The organism is Streptomyces sp. HM190, assembly GCF_009857135.1.
Classification (GTDB): Bacteria; Actinomycetota; Actinomycetes; order Streptomycetales; family Streptomycetaceae; genus Streptomyces; species Streptomyces heilongjiangensis.
In genome coordinates this window covers 2702799-2719226 of sequence record NZ_CP047318.1, presented here as the reverse complement: position 1 = coordinate 2719226, position 16428 = coordinate 2702799, and the positions used below count along the sequence as shown (strand labels likewise).

The window sequence follows — 16428 nt, the reverse complement described above, 5'->3', positions numbered from 1 at the left end:
AGGAGAGCGTCGGCCGGTCCGGGCGGCGGCGTACGGTCAGCAGTCCTGGAGCAGGACGGCCGAGGCGGTGCACAGGACACGGCTGCCCTGGCTGAAGGCGAGCCGGGTGCGTACGGTGGGACGGCCCGCGTCGTCGCGGACCGGGTCCTGCGCCACGACCGTGCAGGTCAGCGGAAGGTCGGCGTCCCCGAACCCGCGGAACGACGCCCGCCAGCGGGTCAGCAGGGCGTGGGCGGGCCGCAGCCCGTGCAGTTCGGCGGCGGCGAGCAGCGACGCCTGCCGGGACGCCTCCAGGAACACCGGGCCGGGGACATGGTCGCCGGCCACGGCCGTGAAGACCTCGTGGCCGGGGTCGGCGGACACCGGCAGCACGAACTCCCCGTACGGCGCCCGCAGCGGCGGTCCCACGACGACGTTGCGCGGGTCCCCGCGCCCCACCGACCCGGGCGCCACGGCGGCCGGGTCCTCCCGCGTGACCACCGTCAGGGAGGCCGGCGGGCGCACCACCGGAGCGGTGCTCCGCAGGCTCTCCTGGCGTCCCACCTCACGGTGCGACCGGTACACCCCCGGCATCAGGAACTGCAGCCGCGCGGAAGCGCTCCCACAGCGGACGCCGTCGATCGCCACGTCACTGCGGCAGTCCAGGCCGCGCGGGACGCCGTTGACCACGTCCAGGGGCGTCAGGGTGAGGTCCAGCGTCAGATGGGCCGGCCTGCCGGTGCGGCGCCACGGCGCCGGGTCGAGGACGTCGAGACCGCTGGAGACGAACACCGCGGGGCGTTCGACGGGCACCCGGAAGTACTGGTGCGCGACGAAGTGCGTCGCCTGGCGCAGGGTCTCGGCGATGTAGAGCAGATCGTGGAAGGTGCCCGGCCCGTCGTTGAACGTCCCGTGCTCCCGCGGTAGTTCGGCGGAGAGCGCGAAGTGCTGCTCCACGGGAGCGGCGGCGTCCAGCAGGAACCCCTCCGGTGTGACGGGTCTGTGCAGCAGGTGCAGCGGTGCGACGAGACCTCTGGTGTCCGGGGCGGACGGGGCGGACGGGGCGGACGGGGCGGGCTGGGAGGTGAAGGTGATGTCCATTGCAGCTCCTTCTGGGATGGCCGGCCCGGCGTGCGCGCGGGGCGCGGCCGGCGCGCACAACGCCGCGGGGCGGTGGCGAAAAGATTCCGCCACCGCCTCCACGGTGTCCTGGATCACTGGTATCGGCCTGTACCTGGCCTGGAACCGGGCTGGACCACCGCGGAATCGGGCCATCCGGCGACCGGACACCGGGCGGTGCGAGGGTTACGCGGCCTGCGCGGCACGCGCGGCGACCAGGGGATGGTCGGCGGCGAGCGGCCCCGTCGCGCTCGCCCCGCCCGGCGACCCGAGCTCGGCGAAGACCTCGGCGTCCGCGGTCCGGTAGGCGCCCCACTCGGCCGGGACGTCGTCCTCGAAGAAGATCGCCTCCACCGGGCAGACGGGTTCGCACGCGCCGCAGTCGACGCATTCGTCGGGCTGGATGTAGAGCTTCCTCGGTCCCTCGTAGATGCAGTCGACCGGGCATTCGTCGATGCACGCGCGGTCCTTGACGTCGACACAGGGCTGAGCGATCACATAGGCCATCTGCTGTCCCTCCCCGGGGTGCTGCGGTCGAACGGTGACGGTGGTGCGGTTCGCGGGCTTGCGGTGGTGCTGCGGTTCACGGCCGGGCGGCCGTGGTCGAGCGGGGGTGCCGGGCGGAACGCCCGACCTTCCAGGTGTCGTTGCCGGCGAGGAGAGCGCCGAGGTCGCCCTTGCCGTTCATCTCGACGGCCTGCTCCAGCTGGTCGGCCATCTGGGTGTCGTAGACGGGGCGGTCGACGGAGCGGAACACGCCGATGGGGGTGTGGTGGAGGGTGTCGGGGTCGGCGAGCCGGGAGAGGGCGAAGGCGGTGGTGGGGGAGGGGGTGTGGGCGTCGTGGACGAGGACGCGGGCCTCGTTGTCGGGGGTGACGGTGACGGCCTTCAGATCACCCGTGGTCTCGTCGCGGACGATGCCTTGTGCGTGGTCGGTGCCGAAGCGGATGGGTTGGCCGTGTTCGAGGCGGATGACGGCTTCTTCGGCTTGTCGGCGGTCTTTGAGGATGTCGAAGGCGCCGTCGTTGAAGATGTTGCAGTTCTGGTAGATCTCGACGAGGGCGGTGCCGGGGTGGGCGGCGGCCTGGCGCAGGACGTCGGTGAGGTGTTTGCGGTCGGAGTCGACGGTGCGGGCGACGAAGGTGGCTTCGGCGCCGATGGCGAGGGACACGGGGTTGAAGGGTGCGTCGAGGGATCCCATGGGTGTGGATTTGGTGATCTTGCCGACTTCGCTGGTGGGGGAGTACTGGCCTTTGGTGAGGCCGTAGATGCGGTTGTTGAAGAGGAGGATCTTGAGGTTGACGTTGCGGCGGAGGGCGTGGATGAGGTGGTTGCCGCCGATGGAGAGGGCGTCGCCGTCGCCGGTGACGACCCAGACGGAGAGGTCGCGGCGTGAGGTGGCCAGTCCGGTGGCGATGGCGGGGGCGCGGCCGTGGATGGAGTGCATCCCGTAGGTGTTCATGTAGTACGGGAAGCGGGAGGAGCAGCCGATGCCGGAGACGAAGACGATGTTCTCGCGGGCGAGGCCGAGTTCGGGCATGAAGCCCTGGACGGCGGCGAGGATCGCGTAGTCACCGCAGCCGGGGCACCAGCGCACCTCCTGGTCGGACTTGAAGTCCTTCGGCTGGAGTCGCAGTTCAGTTCCCACGGATCGTCTCCCGCAGTGTGTGGGCGAGCTGGCCCGCCGTGAACGGTGTACCGGCGACCTGGGTGTAGGAACGGGCGTCGACCAGGTACTTCGCCCGGATGAGCGTGGCGAGCTGCCCGAGGTTCATCTCCGGCACGACGACCTGCTGGTACCGCGCGAGGACCTCGCCCAGGTTCTTCGGGAAGGGGTTGATGTGCCGCAGGTGCGCCTGCGCGATCGGCTCCCCGGCCTCCCGCAACTGCCGCACCGCCGCGGTGATCGGCCCGTACGTCGAGCCCCAGCCGAGGACCAGGGTGTCGGCCCGGTCCGGGTCGTCGACCCGCAGGTCCGGGACGTCGATGCCGTCGATCTTGGCTTGTCGGGTGCGGACCATGAGGTCGTGGTTGGCGGGGTCGTAGGAGATGTTGCCGGTGCCGTCCTGTTTCTCGATGCCGCCGATGCGGTGTTCCAGGCCGGGGGTGCCGGGGACGGCCCAGGGGCGGGCGAGGGTGTGCGGGTCGCGTTTGTAGGGCCAGAACACCTCGGTGCCGTCGTCGAGGGTGTGGTTGGGGCCCTGGGCGAACTGGACGGTCAGGTCGGGCAGTTCGCCGGGTTCGGGGATGCGCCAGGGTTCGGAGCCGTTGGCGAGGTAGCCGTCGGAGAGCAGCAGGACCGGGGTGCGGTAGGTCAGGGCGATCCGGGCGGCCTCGATGGCGCTGTCGAAGCAGTCGGCGGGTGTTCTGGGGGCGAGGACGGGGACGGGGGCTTCGCCGTTGCGGCCGTACATGGCCTGGAGCAGGTCGGCCTGTTCGGTCTTGGTGGGCAGGCCGGTGGAGGGGCCGCCGCGCTGGATGTCGATGACCAGCAGCGGCAGTTCGAGGGAGACGGCGAGGCCGATGGTCTCGGATTTGAGGGCGACGCCGGGGCCGGAGGTGGTGGTGACGGCGAGGGAGCCGCCGAAGGCGGCGCCCAGGGCGGCGCCGATGCCGGCGATCTCGTCCTCGGCCTGGAAGGTGCGCACGCCGAAGTTCTTGTGGCGGCTGAGTTCGTGGAGGATGTCCGAGGCGGGGGTGATGGGGTAGGAGCCGAGGTAGAGCGGCAGGTCGGCCTGGTGGGAGGCGGCGATCAGTCCGTAGGACAGGGCGAGGTTGCCGGAGATGTTGCGGTAGAGGCCGGGGGGGAAGGCGGTGGCGGCGGGGGCGACCTCGTAGGAGACGGCGAAGTCCTCGGTGGTCTCGCCGAAGTTCCAGCCGGCGCGGAAGGCGGCGATGTTCGCGGCGGCGATGTCGGGTTTCCTGGCGAACTTGGTCTTCAGGAACTTCTCGGTGCCTTCGGTGGGGCGGTGGTACATCCAGGACAGCAGGCCGAGCGCGAACATGTTCTTGCTGCGTTCGGCTTCCTTGCGGGTGAGGCCGTAGTCCTTGAGTGCCTCGACGGTGAGGGTGGTCAGGGGCACGGGGTGGACGTGGTAGGCGTCGAGGGTGCCGTCGTCCAGGGGGCTGGTGGTGTAGCCGACCTTCTGCAGGGCGCGTCTGGTGAACTCGTCGGTGTTGACGATGATCTCGGCGCCGCGGGGGATGTCGGTGATGTTGGCTTTGAGGGCGGCGGGGTTCATGGCGACCAGGACGTCGGGTGCGTCGCCGGGGGTGAGGATGTCGTGGTCGGCGAAGTGGAGCTGGAAGCTGGAGACGCCGGGCAGGGTGCCGGCGGGGGCGCGGATCTCGGCGGGGAAGTTCGGCAGGGTTGACAGGTCGTTGCCGAACGAGGCGGTCTCGGAGGTGAAACGGTCACCGGTGAGCTGCATACCGTCACCGGAATCACCCGCGAACCGAATGACCACCCGGTCCAGACGGCGCACCTCCTTGGCGCGGATCCCGGCCGACGTCGGCTCGGCCTCTTCGATGTCCACGGTGTCTACCGTCACGCGACTCGTCTCCTCTGGCTTTCCGCTGTCCGGCGCCGCTGCGTGGGCCGGACCCCGCCGGCGCGTTCCCGCACTCCGGGACGCCGGACACGCTCCGACGGGACCTGGCAGGCCGGGACGTTAGGCAGCCCGCCTTGCGCCGGACCAAAGCGCCCCACGGGCGCCGCACACCGCGTCCGGCCGCCCCCGGCCGGTTCAGCGCAGGTTCAGCGGTTCTCCAGAGCGGCTCGCGACCCTTGCCCCACGTCCGCCGGACAGCCGGACCCGGCGCCTCCCCCAGCGGGGCATCAGGTGCGCCCACACACGACCCGGCCCGCCGCGACCACACACCGGCCCAGCCCGCCTCACGACAACTCGTCACCCTTTTCCTAGGAGCACACCTTGGACGCGTCAGCCCCGGCCTCCCGCCGCACACTGCTCAGACTCGCCACCGCGGTCTCCCTGGGCGGTGCGCTCGCCACCGCCCCCGTGCCGGCGTTCGCGAAACCAGCCCGATGCCCGCTGCCGCGCAGCCTCAGCGTCACCGCCCCCGGCGTGTACCCGGAGGGCGTCGCCTGGGACCCCACGAGGAAGGCGTTCCTCGTGGGGTCCAGTGCGCAGGGCACCATCTCGGTGGTCCGGGCCGACGGCTCCGTGACCCCGCTGGTGGCCCCGTTCGCCCGCGTGTCCGTCCTCGGCATCGCCGTCGACGCGCCCCGCCGCCGCGTCCTGGCCGCCTACACCGACTACTTCTTCCGGCTGATGGGCATCGTCGACCCCACGCTGCCCCCGGTGTCCGGAGTGGGGGTCTTCGACCTCGCCACCGGTGCCGTCCAGCACCTGGTCGACCTGTCCGACGGACAGGACCAGCCCCGCGCCAACGACGTCACCGTCGACCGCGACGGCACCCTCTACGTCACCGACACCGGGGTCGACACGATCAGCGTCGTCAGCCGGGCCGGCGAACTCCTCCGGGTGATCCGCGACGACCGTTTCCTCACCGACGCCACCGGCCCCAACGGCATCGTCCACCACCCCGCCGGGTTCCTCCTCATGGGCAAGTACGACGGTGGCCGCCTCTTCCGCGTCGACCGGCCCCGCTCGGCGCGGCCCAAGGTCAGCGAGGTCCGCCTCGACCGGGCGCCCGCCTCCATGGACGGCATCGCCCTGCGCCCGGACGGCTCCCTGGTCGTCGTGTCCAACGACCTGTCGCCGGCCGACGGCCGCCCGGGCCGCGACGCCGTCCTGGAGCTGCGGTCCACCGACTGCTGGCGCACCGCGCGCACCGTGCGGGACCAGACCTGGCCGCTGGAGGACCCCACCACCGTCGCCGTGACCCCGTACGGCGACTACGTGGTCAGCGGCGGGCTCCGGGAGATCCTCACCGGCGTCCCCTCCACCACGCCCGGCCAGTTCCACCTGCGTCGCCGCTGACGACCCGGTCGGCCTCCCCGGGCGTACGGCCCGGCCCGCACCTCACCCACCCCGACCACCGGGAGCCCCCATGTCCCCCGCCACCACACCCACCCCGCCCCCCGAAACCGCCCCGCCCCGGGGCCTGTTCACCGCGCTCGCCCGGCTGGCCGTCCGCCGGTCCCGGCTGCTGCTCGTGCTCACCGTGGTCCTGCTGGCCGGTGCCGTCGTCCTCGGCAGCGGCGTGGCCGACCGGCTGCGCAGCGGGGGCAGCGGCGGCGTCGTCGACCCGACCTCCGAGTCCTCGTACGCCGCCGACCTCCTGGAACGCGAGTTCCCCGGGGCCCGTCCCAACCTGGTGCTGCTGGCCCGTGCCGACGGCGGGGTCGACGACGCCGACGTGGCCCGCCAGGGCCGGGAACTGGCCGCCCGGCTCGCCGACGAGCGGGGCGTCACCGGCGTCACCTCCTACTGGGACACCGGCGCCGGGGCACTGCGCTCCGACGACGGGCGGGAGGCCCTGGTGGTGGCCCGGCTCACCGGGGACGAACTGGAGGCCGACCGCACCCTGGAGGACCGTATCGTCGGGCACTTCGACGGACGGCAGGGCGATCTCACGGTCCGCGTCGGCGGCAGCGTCGCCGTCCAGAACGAGCAGCAGACCTTCATCCGCGAGGATCTCGTGCGCGCCGAGGTCATCGCGCTGCCGATCACGCTCCTCATCCTCATGGTCGTGTTCGGCAGCGCCGTGGCCGCGCTGCTCCCCGTCGGCATCGGTGTCATCGCGATCCTCGGCACCAACGCGGTGCTGCGGGTCCTCACCTCCTTCACCGACGTCTCCGTCTTCGCCACCAACCTCACCACCGCGCTCGGCCTCGGCCTCGCCATCGACTACGCCCTGCTGATCGTGCGCCGCTACCGCGAGGAACTCGCCGCCGGCCGCGACCTGCCCGCCGCGCTCGCCGTCACCCTCAACACCGCCGGGCGGACCGTGCTGTTCTCGGCGGCGACCGTCGCCGTCTCGCTCGCCGCGATGATGGTGTTCCCGCTGTACTTCCTGCGGTCCCTCGCCTACGCCGGGATCAGCGTCGTCGTCCTCGCCGCCGTCGCCGCCCTGGTGGTGCTGCCGGCCCTGCTCGCCGTCCTCGGCCGGCGGATCGACGCCTGGGACGTGCGCAAGCTGGTCCGGCGCGGCTCCCGCCGGGCCCCGGGGACCGCCGCCTCCGGGGCCGGCTGGGCCCGGCTGGCCCGCGGGGTGATGCGGCGCGCGCCGCTGGTCGCCACCGGCACCCTGGCCGTCCTGCTGCTGCTCGGGGCGCCCTTCCTGAACGTCGACTTCGGCACCGCCGACTACCGGCAGCTGCCGTCCTCCGCCGACTCCCGCGTGGTGCAGGAGAACATCAGGGACCACTTCCAGGGCAGCCCCACCGGAGCGATCGAGGTCGTCACCCGCGACGCGCCCGCCGGCGGACTCGGCGCCTACGCCGAGCGGCTGTCGCGGCTCGACGGGGTGATCCGGGTGGACGGGCCGACCGGCACCTACCAGGACGGCCGGGCCACCGGACCGGCGCAGCCGGGCCGCACCGCCGGCGAGACCGCCTACCTCACCGTGGTGCCCGGCGTGGAGGCCGTCTCCGACGAGGGCAAGGACCTGGTGCGGGACGTGCGGGCCGTCGACGCCGACTTCCCCCACCACACCTCCGGCACGACCGCCGCCCTGATCGACAGTCAGGCCGCCATCGGCCGCGGCCTGCCGTGGGCGATCGGCATCATCGTCCTCGCCACGCTGGTCCTGGTGTTCCTGCTCACCGGCAGCGTGCTGGTGCCGCTGCAGGCCGTACTGCTCAACGCGCTGAGCCTGACGGCGATGCTGGGCGCCGTGGTGTGGGTCTTCCAGGACGGGCACCTGTCGGGGGTGCTGGGCTTCACCCCGACCGGGAGCATCGAGACGGCCCTGCCGGTGCTGATGTTCTGCCTCGCGTTCGGACTCTCCATGGACTACGGCGTCTTCCTGCTCTCCCGGATCAAGGAGGAGCAGGAGCGGACGCTCGACCACAGGGCCGCGGTCGTCGAGGGCATCCGCTCGACCGGCGGCGTCATCACCGCCGCCGCGCTCGTCCTGTCGGTGGTCATGGTGGCCATCGGCACGTCCCGCATCACCAACACCAAGATGCTCGGGCTGGGCGTCGCCCTGGCCATCCTCATGGACGCCATGGTGATCCGTACGCTCCTCGTGCCCGCGGTGCTGTCGCTCACCGGCCGGGCGACCTGGTGGGCGCCCGGCCCCCTGCGCCGCCTGCACGACCGCTTCGGCATCCGCGAGGGCGGCCCGGCCCCGACGGCCCCGGCCCCGGCCGCGTCGGACACACCGGATGCCGCCGCCCCGCCGGCCGTGGCGGACACCGCGCCGCCGGTGCCGCAGGAGAGGGAACGGGCGGGCGCGGCGGCCGGGAAGCAGCCCGGCTGACACAGCGTCGGCCACACGGTCATACGGCTACGCACGGCGACTTGGCCACACGGTCATACGGCTACGCACGGCGACTTGGCCACACGGCCATACGGCCGCGCGCGTCCGCGTAGATGCGACGCGCGGGAAACAGGGTGCGGGAGGACCTCGACGGGTCCTCCCGCACCTCTTTGGCGGGGCGCAAGCGCCCGCCGTTAGCGTCCGGGCAACGCGTCGGGCGGACGCCGCGGGAACGCCGCACGGACCCCCGGCCCGGCCGGGGGCCGACGGTACCGCCGGGCCCGCCCCGAACCGCCCGGCACGCCGCGACGGCCCCCACGGACCGGCGGCCACCGGCCCGACCCGGTTCGGCCCGACCCGGCACGGCCCGACCGGTACGGCCCGGTCGGCCGCTCACCGGTCTACCGGCCCACCGGTCCATCCGGCCCAATCCGGCCCACCTGTCCATCCGGCCGCCCCGGCGCCCGCCACCCACCACCCCGATCCCGATCCCGGCCCGAGGGATCAGCCAGACCACCAGAACACCCAGATCACCAGATCACCTGAGCAACCCCAGCACCCTGAGCAACCCCAGCACCCAGAGCGAGCAGATCGACCAGAGCAAGGGGGAACAGCCCGATGACATCCACACACCAGACCGGGCCGCAGGCGCGGCCCGTACGCCGCGTCGCGGTGGCCGAGGGGAGCGCAGCGGCCGTCGACACGGTCGTCGTCGACTACGGCGGAGTGCTCACCAACCCGCTCGTGGAGACCTTCGCCGCCTTCGCCGAACTCGCCGGCATCGACGCGGGCGACCTGGCGCAGGCGTTCCTGGCAGCGACGGAACGCCACGGGGAGACCCCCATGGCCGCCCTGGAGACCGGCGCGATCACCGAGCGGCAGATGGTGGACCGGATCCTCGCCGAACTCCCCGAGGGGGCGGGCCGGATCCTCGCGGACGGCCGGAGCTTCGGCGAGCTGTGGTTCCGGGGCCGTCGCCCCAACGAGCCGTTCGTGTCCTTCCTGCGCGCCCTGCGCCGCGACGGCCACCGGCTCGCCCTGCTGACCAACAACGTCCGCGAGTGGGAGCCGCTGTGGCGCGCACAGCTGCCCGTGGACGAACTCTTCGACGTGGTCGTGGACTCGCACCGGGAAGGCGTACGCAAACCGGACCCGGAGATCTACCGGATCCTGCTCGACCGGCTCGGCACCCCGGCGCGGCGCTGCCTGTTCGTCGACGACACGGAGGAGAACTGCCGGGCCGCCGCCGAACTCGGCATGCGGGCCGTGCGGTTCGCCGACACCGACAGCGCCGTCCGTGAGATCTCTGCCCTGCTCCACCGTCCGCTGGCCGTGGCCGCCGGTGCCGCGGGAGGTGCCCGATGACCGCCCCCGTCCTCGTCGTCGGCGCCGGGCCCACGGGACTGTCCGCCGCGTGCGCGCTGTGGGACCTCGGGGTGCCCTGCCGTGTCGTCGACCGGCGTCCCGGCCCCGGCATCGCGCCCAAGGGGCTGGTGCTGTGGAGCGGCGCGCTCGAATGCCTGGACCGTCTGGGCGTCGCCGAGAAGCTCACCGGGACGGCCCTCCCGCTGGCCGGGGCGTCGTACTGGTCGAAGGGCCGGCGGATCGCCGGCGTGCGGTTCGGCGGACTGACGGGCACCGCGTTCCCCGGTCCCCTCTGCGTACCGCAGCCCGTCACCGAACGGGCGCTGCTGGAGCGGCTGACGGAGCTGGGCGGCAGCGTCGAGTGGGAGACCGACGCCACGGCGGTGACCGTGCACCGCGGCGGCCCCGAGGAGTCCGTGACCGTGACGCTGAGCGCGGGCGGCACGCGGGAGACGGTGACGGTGCCGTGGCTCGTCGCCGCCGACGGCGCCCGCAGCCTGGTGCGCGACAGCGTCGGCATCCCCTTCGAGGGCCACACCTTCGACCGTACGTTCCTCATCGGGGACGGCCGGCTGGAGGGCGCGCCCGAGGAGGCCGAGGTGCAGCACCACATCACGCCCGACGGGGTGCTGGTGATCGTCCCGCAGCCCGAGGGCCACCGGGTCTTCTTCGACACGGAACCGGACGAGCGGACCGATCCGCCCTCCGAGGAACTGCTGCAGCGGCTCCTCGACGAGCGGGGGCCGGGCGGGCTGCGCCTGCACGGCACCTGGTGGACGAGCCGCTTCCGGGTGCACGCCAAGGTCGCCCCGCGCTTCCGTGAGGGCCCGGTGCTGCTCGCGGGCGACGCGGTGCACGCCCACACCACCGCCGGCGGGCAGGGCCTCAACACCGGTGTCCAGGACGGCTACGACGTGGGCTGGAAGCTGGCGACCGTGGTGCGCGGCGGCGACCCGGCGCTCCTCGACAGCTACGAGGCCGAACGGCGTCCCGCGTCCGTCCGGGCGGTCGCCAACGGCGACCAGCAGACCCGGATGTGGCTGCTGCGCCGTCCGGCGGCCCGGCTCCTGCGGAACACGGTCATGCGGGTGCTGTCGGCCACCGGGCTGCTGGAGCGCAAGGCGATCCCGCTGCTCGCCCAGCTCGACCTCGACCACTCCGGGAGCCCGGCGGTGGACGCCTCCGGCGCCGTGGCCGGCGCGCCGCGGGCCCTGAGGCCCGGCCGGCGGTCCCCCGACGCGGCGCTGGCCCCGGTGCGGGGCACGGCCGCGACGTCGCTGCACGACCACCTGGCGGCCGGGCGGCACACCCTGCTGGTGTACGGCGCCGAGGCGGCCGGTGAGGTGGCCGCACGGGCCGCGCAGGCCGTGCGCGAGCGGGGCGTCGGCGACACGGCACAGGTGCTGTGGGTCCAGCCCGCCGACCTCGCAGCTGCACAAGTACCGCACGGAGAGGACGAGTTGATCGTCGCCCGGGAGCAGGGCCGCACGCTCGGCCCGGCCGGCTCGCCGTGGGTCGCGTATGTGCGGCCGGACGGTGTCGTCGCGGCCCGCTCCGCCCCGGCCGGCCTCGACGCGCTCCTCGCCCGGCTGCCGTCCCGTCAGCCCCTGACGGCGCCGGTGCCGTCCCTGCGGCCCTGAGCGGGCCCGGCCGACCGGCCGCGAGCCAACCGATCGCGGCACCGAGACTCCCCTGGAAGGACCGACCATGAGCATGTCCACGTCCGCCCCCGCGTCCGCCACCGTGGCCGCCCCCGCCCCCGCCCCCGTCGCCGCGTCCGGGACGGTCCCGGCGCGCCCGCCGGCCGCCGAGGTGGAGCTGAGCTACGACGCGACCGTCCCCCGCACCCTCGTCCACCGGGCCTCGATCGCGGAGGTCTTCGTCACCGACTCCGCCGAGACGGGCGAGGACACCTTCGCCGTCGCCGCCCAGCTGCCGCGCGGCCACCTGATCGGGGAGAGCTCCCCGTCGTACGACTTCACGCTGCTGGTGGAGGTGGTGCGGCAGGCCGGCGTCCTGATCGCCCACCGTCATCTGGGGGTGGAGCTGGGCTCGGCGTTCATCTTCCGGGACCTCAGACTGCGGGTCACCGCGTTCGAGCCCTTGCGCATCGGCCCGCGCCCGGCCGATCTGCGGGTCGAGGTGACCGTGCGGACCCGGCGCAACCGGGCGGGCCGCGTCCAGGGGTTCACCTTCACCGGCGACGTCGTGGTCGACGGGCGGCCCGCGATGCGCGGGGAGGGCGGGCTGCTGATCCTGTCCCGGACCGCCTACCGGGCCATGCGGAGCAGGCGGCAGCTGCCGGACCACCCCGGTTTCCTGCTGCCGCGCTTCACGGCGGCCGAACCGTGCGCCGTGGGCCGCCGTGACGCCCGGAACGTGTTCGTCACCGAGCCCGTCGCGGACGCCGAACAGGGCCGCTTCTCCTGCCAGTTGGTGGTGGACACCAGTCACCCGCACGTCTTCGACCACCCGCTGGACCACGTGCCGGGCCATCTGCAGATGGAGGCGGCACGGCAGTTGGCGGTGGCCTCGGTGGCCCGGCTGCACGGCCTCGACCCGTGCAGTCTGTCGATCGCGTCCATAGAAACCGACTTCACCGACTACGCCGAGCTGGACCGCATCACCAGTCTGCGGGCGACGGTCGGAGGGTTCCGTTCCGACGAGGAACTGGGCACCTTCACCATCCCGGTCGAGGTGCAGGCCGTCCAGGAGAGCACCGTCACCACCGCCATGCGGATCGAGGTGGCGCAGTGGACCCAGAATGAAGGTGAAGTCTAAAGGAAATCGCTCTCTGATCTTTTACGGGCACCCTCTGTCAAGTAATGTCCTCGTCAATCGGGCCGACGTGACCTTCTCGGCCCACCGGGGGGAGCACTGTGATACGCATCCTGCTCGCCGAGGACATGCACATGGTCCGTGGGGCCCTGGTGGCCCTGCTGGCCCTGGAGGGTGACCTCACGGTCGTCGCCGAGGTCGAGCGGGGGGACAGGATCCTCCCCACGGCACTGGAGCACCAGCCGGATGTCGCCATCATCGATGTCGACCTGCCCGGCCTCGACGGCCTGAGCGCGGCGGCCCAGCTGGCCCAGCAGCTGCCGTCGTGCCGCACGTTGATCCTGACCAGCCTCGGCCGGCCGGGCACGCTCCGCAAGGCCCTCGCGGCCCAGGTGGGCGGGTTCCTCCTCAAGGACGCGCCGCCGGACCGGCTGGCCGACGCGGTCCGGGACGTCGCGGTGGGCAAGCGGGTCATCGACCCCCAGCTCGCCCTGGCGGCCCTGGACAACGGGGAGAACCCGCTGACGCCGCGTGAGACGGAGGTGCTGCGGCTGGCCGCGGACGGGGCGGAGGCCGCGGACATCGCGCGTCTGCTGTTCCTGTCCGTCGGGACGGTGCGCAACTACCTGACGACGGTCGTCACCAAGCTCAACGCCCGCAACCGGGTCGACGCGATCCGGGTCGCCAGGGAGAGCGGCTGGCTGTGAGGGGCCGCGGGCCGGGCGGGACGCGACACCCCCGCCCGGCCCGCGCTTCCTTGTCCCTGCCCGGTCCCCGCCCGGTCCCGCGGCCGCAGGTCTCAGTCGGTCTGGAGCGCGGTCCGGCGCAGCGGGGCCGCGGCCCGCAGGACGAACCAGCCCGCCTCGTCCAGCCCGGACTGCAGATGGCCCCCGATCGAGGCCAGCCGGAACTGCAGGTTGCCCAGTCCGCTGCCGTCCGAGCCGTCCGACAGCTCCCGGAAGGCCGTTGCGGCCTTCTGGACCCCGTCGTTGGCGATGGTGAGGACCAGCTCGCCCGACGGCGTCCCGCGGAACTCGATCCGGCAGTGCTCCGCCTTGCTGTGGCGCAGCAGGTTGGTGATGGCCTCGCGGAGCACGGTCGCCATGATGGTGCTGACCTCCCCCTCGGGCAGGTCCAGCCGGCACTCCACCTCCGCCTGGATGCCGGCGGCGGCCAGGACCGCCTGCGCCGACACCGCCTCGGTGGACAGCGACATGTCCCGGTAGCCGCGGGCGACCGTGCGCACGTCGGACAGCGCCTGCCGGGAGATCTCCAGGATGCTCTTGAGCTCCTCCAGGGCCCGCTCGGGGGCCGCGGGCACCAGACGGCACGCCAGTTCGCTCTTGAGGGTCACCGCCGACAGGCTGTAGCCGAGCAGGTCGTGCAGGTCCCGGGCGAAGCGGAGCCGCTCCTGGGTGACGGCCAGCCGCGCCAGCTCCGTCTGGGCCGCGTGCACCTCGACCACGAGCTGCGCGAGCCGGTTCAGGCCGTACACGATCAGCCCGGTCAGCACCGTGGACACGGCGATGTACACCGAGCCGACGACCTGCATGCCCAGCAGCGGGCCGGTGGCCGCTGCCGCCGCGGCGACCAGCCCGAACAGCGGCCAGGCCACCGTGGGCCGGAGCACGAGCAGCAGGGAGGCGCCCAGGAAGCCGGCCATGCCGCCCCAGCCGAACCCCAGCACGAACAGCGGGAGATAGGTCAGCAGGGCCTGCAGGGTGAGCGTCCACCGGTACCAGCGGGCCCGGAACCGCCGCAGCCGCTGGGCGGTGTGCACCAGTTGAAGGAGGAAGACCAGGCTGAACCCGAGGGCCGAGGCGACGAGGGTCAACGGCCCCGGCCTCGCGTCCGCGATGTTCAGGAAGCCGGTCAGGACGAAACCGCACTCGACGATGAGGACGACACTCCGGGCGAGCCGGGGCGGTGGGGCACTGAGGCCCAGCGCGCGCACCGCCGCCGACAGGGTGGGATTGCCGCCGACCCCGCCGGTGGCGGTTTCCCCTAAGGAGCGGTCGACCACTGTCTCCGCGCCCGGCGCGGCTGCCTCCATGAAAGCCCCTCACCAGAACGGGATCAAGGAGCGACCAGTGTATGCGGGATCATTGAACTGTAAGTATTAAATGCAGGACTCATGGACCAACTGTGCGATTTTGAGGGACGGTTGGTGACAGTCACGGGGCCGTGCCCAGGACGAAGCCCCCGACGCTCGGCTCCGTCAGCCAGTCCGTGCCGGTGGTGCGGGCGGCCAACTCGACGTCACCGCTCCCCAGCGCGCAGGCGGCCAGGCCCATCGCGGTGCCGATCAGGTACAAGTTCTGGATGACCGCCCCGACGTGCCTCAGCGTCAGCGCGTAGGGGAGCCCGCTGTACTTCCAGGACAGCCGGTGGATGCGCGAGGTGATGGTGATGACCACCGCGGGCGGGTCCGTCAGCCCGGCACTGATCCGCGCTTCCGCGAGCAGCTCCGCCGTCGCCGAGTCCGCCCCGCCGTCGCCGATCTGCACCAGGCAGTGCTCCAGCGGCGCGTAGTAGTGCGTGCCCGGCGGGATGCCGGCGCAGTCCCGGACGGTGAGATAGAACTCCAGCTCGTAGGCGCGGCCCCCGCTGGGGTACGGCCGGTCGGTGTACGCCTCCTCGTGCCGGCCCTCGCCCTGCCGCTCGTGCAGTCCCCGGACCCGCAGCGCCCGGTACAGGAACTCGCCCAGCACGGCGGCGGTGAGCTGCTGCGAGCCGTAGCTCCGGATGCTGTGGCGCCGTTCCACCACGTCGGTCAGCGGCGGGTCCGCGGCCGTCACCTCGCTCAGGGAGGGCCGGGGGAGGGCGATGCGCGGGCCGTCCGGCAGCGGCTTGAGGGCCGGGGCCGGGGGCAGCCGCCCGGCGAGCGGATAGGTCGCGCCGAAGTCCGCGTCGTGCCGGCCGAGCGTGGAACGGCTGTGGAAGAGCAGGTCGACGGCCCCCCACGACAGCAGCGCCGGGTCCCGGTCCTCCGCGAAGCACGGGACCGGGGCACCGCCGCCCCGGCTCTCGTCGTCCCCGCCCGGTCCGCCGCGGTCGGCCGCGGGCGACGGCTGCTCCGCCGCGAGCACCATGCCGGTCCCCAGCAGATGGCCGACGATCTCCGCGACCACCGCCGCGGGCAGCGGCACGGCCGCGGCGATCTCGTCGACCGTGAGCGCGCGGCCGAGCATGCTCACCACCCACGCCGCCTCCGGGCCGTGCAGCACGACCCGGTACAGCGACACCGGCCCCTCCAGCACGAACCCCTCGCCCTCGCTGCGCAGGAACGCGAAGCGGGACAGCCGCACCGGGCGCTGCCGGTCCACGGCGTCCGGCCGGTACCGGGCCGACTGCGCGATCGGCACCACCGACAGCAGGGGCTGGTCGGCGCCCTCCAGCGTCAGAGAGCGCACCACCATGTGCTGCAGCCGGTGCAGCACCATCAGGATCTCGGCCTGCGCACCCGTGACCGTGGCCGTGCGCGCCCCGGGGGAGGAGGGGCGCGCGGAGCCGGCGGCCATCTCCGCCGCCACGTTGGCCAGCGAGATCGGGCCGAGGCTCATCCGCCGCAGCGCCTCGCGGACCAGCGGGCCCGCCCGGTGCAGCCGGGTCTCCCCCCACCGCCCGGAGAGCACCACGGGACTGGTCGGGCCGCCCATGTCCACCAGGACGTCCTCACGGAGCGACCACAAGGCGACGCAGCGCCTTTCGCTCTGCGGTGTCACGACGGTGCTCAACGGCCTCTCGGCGGTCATAGGGGGCTCCTGTGGGGCATGG

At 73.2% G+C, this 16428-nt stretch carries 12 protein-coding genes; 6 read left to right on the top strand and 6 right to left on the bottom strand.

Annotated features, from left to right (window positions below; all coding sequences use genetic code 11):
• Positions 1 to 36: 36 nt before the first annotated feature.
• From GSY65_RS11345 to GSY65_RS11330, 4 genes are all read right to left on the bottom strand, one after another.
• Positions 37 to 1080 carry an AfsA-related hotdog domain-containing protein gene (locus tag GSY65_RS11345; RefSeq protein WP_159767219.1) on the bottom strand — a complete coding sequence of 348 codons (1044 nt, stop codon included), beginning with the start codon at positions 1078 to 1080 and terminating at the stop codon, positions 37 to 39.
• 204 nt (positions 1081 to 1284) lie between these two features.
• Positions 1285 to 1605: a ferredoxin gene (fdxA, locus tag GSY65_RS11340; protein ID WP_159767218.1), complete on the bottom strand. Its 321-nt coding sequence runs from the start codon at positions 1603 to 1605 to the stop codon at positions 1285 to 1287.
• Positions 1606 to 1681: 76 nt separating this feature from the next.
• Positions 1682 to 2746 carry a 2-oxoacid:ferredoxin oxidoreductase subunit beta gene (locus GSY65_RS11335; protein ID WP_159767217.1) on the bottom strand — a complete coding sequence of 355 codons (1065 nt, stop codon included), beginning with the start codon at positions 2744 to 2746 and terminating at the stop codon, positions 1682 to 1684.
• Positions 2736 to 4649: a 2-oxoacid:acceptor oxidoreductase subunit alpha gene (locus tag GSY65_RS11330; protein ID WP_159767216.1), complete on the bottom strand. Its 1914-nt coding sequence runs from the start codon at positions 4647 to 4649 to the stop codon at positions 2736 to 2738. Before GSY65_RS11330 ends, GSY65_RS11335 begins: the two co-directional genes overlap by 11 nt.
• Before the next feature lie 381 nt (positions 4650 to 5030).
• Here GSY65_RS11330 and GSY65_RS11325 point away from each other — a divergent pair, with 381 nt between their 5' ends.
• The 6 genes from GSY65_RS11325 (at position 5031) to GSY65_RS11300 (ending at position 13358) form a co-directional block, all read left to right on the top strand.
• Entirely contained in the window at positions 5031 to 6062 is a 1032-nt protein-coding gene (locus tag GSY65_RS11325; RefSeq protein WP_159767215.1) for an SMP-30/gluconolactonase/LRE family protein, read from the top strand.
• Positions 6063 to 6132: 70 nt separating this feature from the next.
• On the top strand, positions 6133 to 8508 hold the full coding sequence (locus tag GSY65_RS11320) for an MMPL family transporter (RefSeq protein WP_159767214.1): 2376 nt from the start codon (positions 6133 to 6135) through the stop codon (positions 8506 to 8508).
• 618 nt (positions 8509 to 9126) lie between these two features.
• Positions 9127 to 9873, top strand: a complete 747-nt coding sequence (locus GSY65_RS11315) for an HAD family hydrolase (RefSeq protein ID WP_236579744.1) — start codon at positions 9127 to 9129, stop codon at positions 9871 to 9873.
• On the top strand, positions 9870 to 11513 hold the full coding sequence (locus GSY65_RS11310; RefSeq protein ID WP_159767213.1) for an FAD-dependent monooxygenase: 1644 nt from the start codon (positions 9870 to 9872) through the stop codon (positions 11511 to 11513). The genes GSY65_RS11315 and GSY65_RS11310 overlap by 4 nt, the downstream gene beginning before the upstream one ends.
• 67 nt (positions 11514 to 11580) lie before the next feature.
• Positions 11581 to 12654: a ScbA/BarX family gamma-butyrolactone biosynthesis protein gene (locus tag GSY65_RS11305; RefSeq protein ID WP_159767212.1), complete on the top strand. Its 1074-nt coding sequence runs from the start codon at positions 11581 to 11583 to the stop codon at positions 12652 to 12654.
• Between the two features lie 98 nt (positions 12655 to 12752).
• Entirely contained in the window at positions 12753 to 13358 is a 606-nt protein-coding gene (locus tag GSY65_RS11300; protein ID WP_159767211.1) for a response regulator transcription factor, read from the top strand.
• A gap of 92 nt (positions 13359 to 13450) precedes the next feature.
• Here GSY65_RS11300 and GSY65_RS11295 read toward each other — a convergent pair whose 3' ends face one another.
• Together GSY65_RS11295 and GSY65_RS11290 are read right to left on the bottom strand one after the other, a co-directional pair.
• A complete protein-coding gene (locus GSY65_RS11295; RefSeq protein ID WP_159767210.1) occupies positions 13451 to 14704 on the bottom strand; it encodes a sensor histidine kinase in 1254 nt (417 codons plus the stop codon).
• A gap of 121 nt (positions 14705 to 14825) precedes the next feature.
• Entirely contained in the window at positions 14826 to 16406 is a 1581-nt protein-coding gene (locus GSY65_RS11290; protein ID WP_159767209.1) for a SagB/ThcOx family dehydrogenase, read from the bottom strand.
• Between the last annotated feature and the right edge of the window lie 22 nt (positions 16407 to 16428).

Bases quoted from the DNA above. Each gene is read 5' to 3' on its own strand.
- GSY65_RS11310 (WP_159767213.1), top strand. From the start codon at position 9,870: ATGACCGCCCCCGTCCTCGTCGTCGGCGCCGGGCCCACGGGACTGTCC.
- GSY65_RS11315 (WP_236579744.1), top strand. From the start codon at position 9,127: ATGACATCCACACACCAGACCGGGCCGCAGGCGCGGCCCGTACGCCGC.
- GSY65_RS11345 (WP_159767219.1), bottom strand. From the start codon at position 1,080: ATGGACATCACCTTCACCTCCCAGCCCGCCCCGTCCGCCCCGTCCGCC.
- GSY65_RS11320 (WP_159767214.1), top strand. From the start codon at position 6,133: ATGTCCCCCGCCACCACACCCACCCCGCCCCCCGAAACCGCCCCGCCC.
- GSY65_RS11290 (WP_159767209.1), bottom strand. From the start codon at position 16,406: ATGACCGCCGAGAGGCCGTTGAGCACCGTCGTGACACCGCAGAGCGAA.
- GSY65_RS11305 (WP_159767212.1), top strand. From the start codon at position 11,581: ATGAGCATGTCCACGTCCGCCCCCGCGTCCGCCACCGTGGCCGCCCCC.
- fdxA (WP_159767218.1), bottom strand. From the start codon at position 1,605: ATGGCCTATGTGATCGCTCAGCCCTGTGTCGACGTCAAGGACCGCGCG.
- GSY65_RS11295 (WP_159767210.1), bottom strand. From the start codon at position 14,704: ATGGAGGCAGCCGCGCCGGGCGCGGAGACAGTGGTCGACCGCTCCTTA.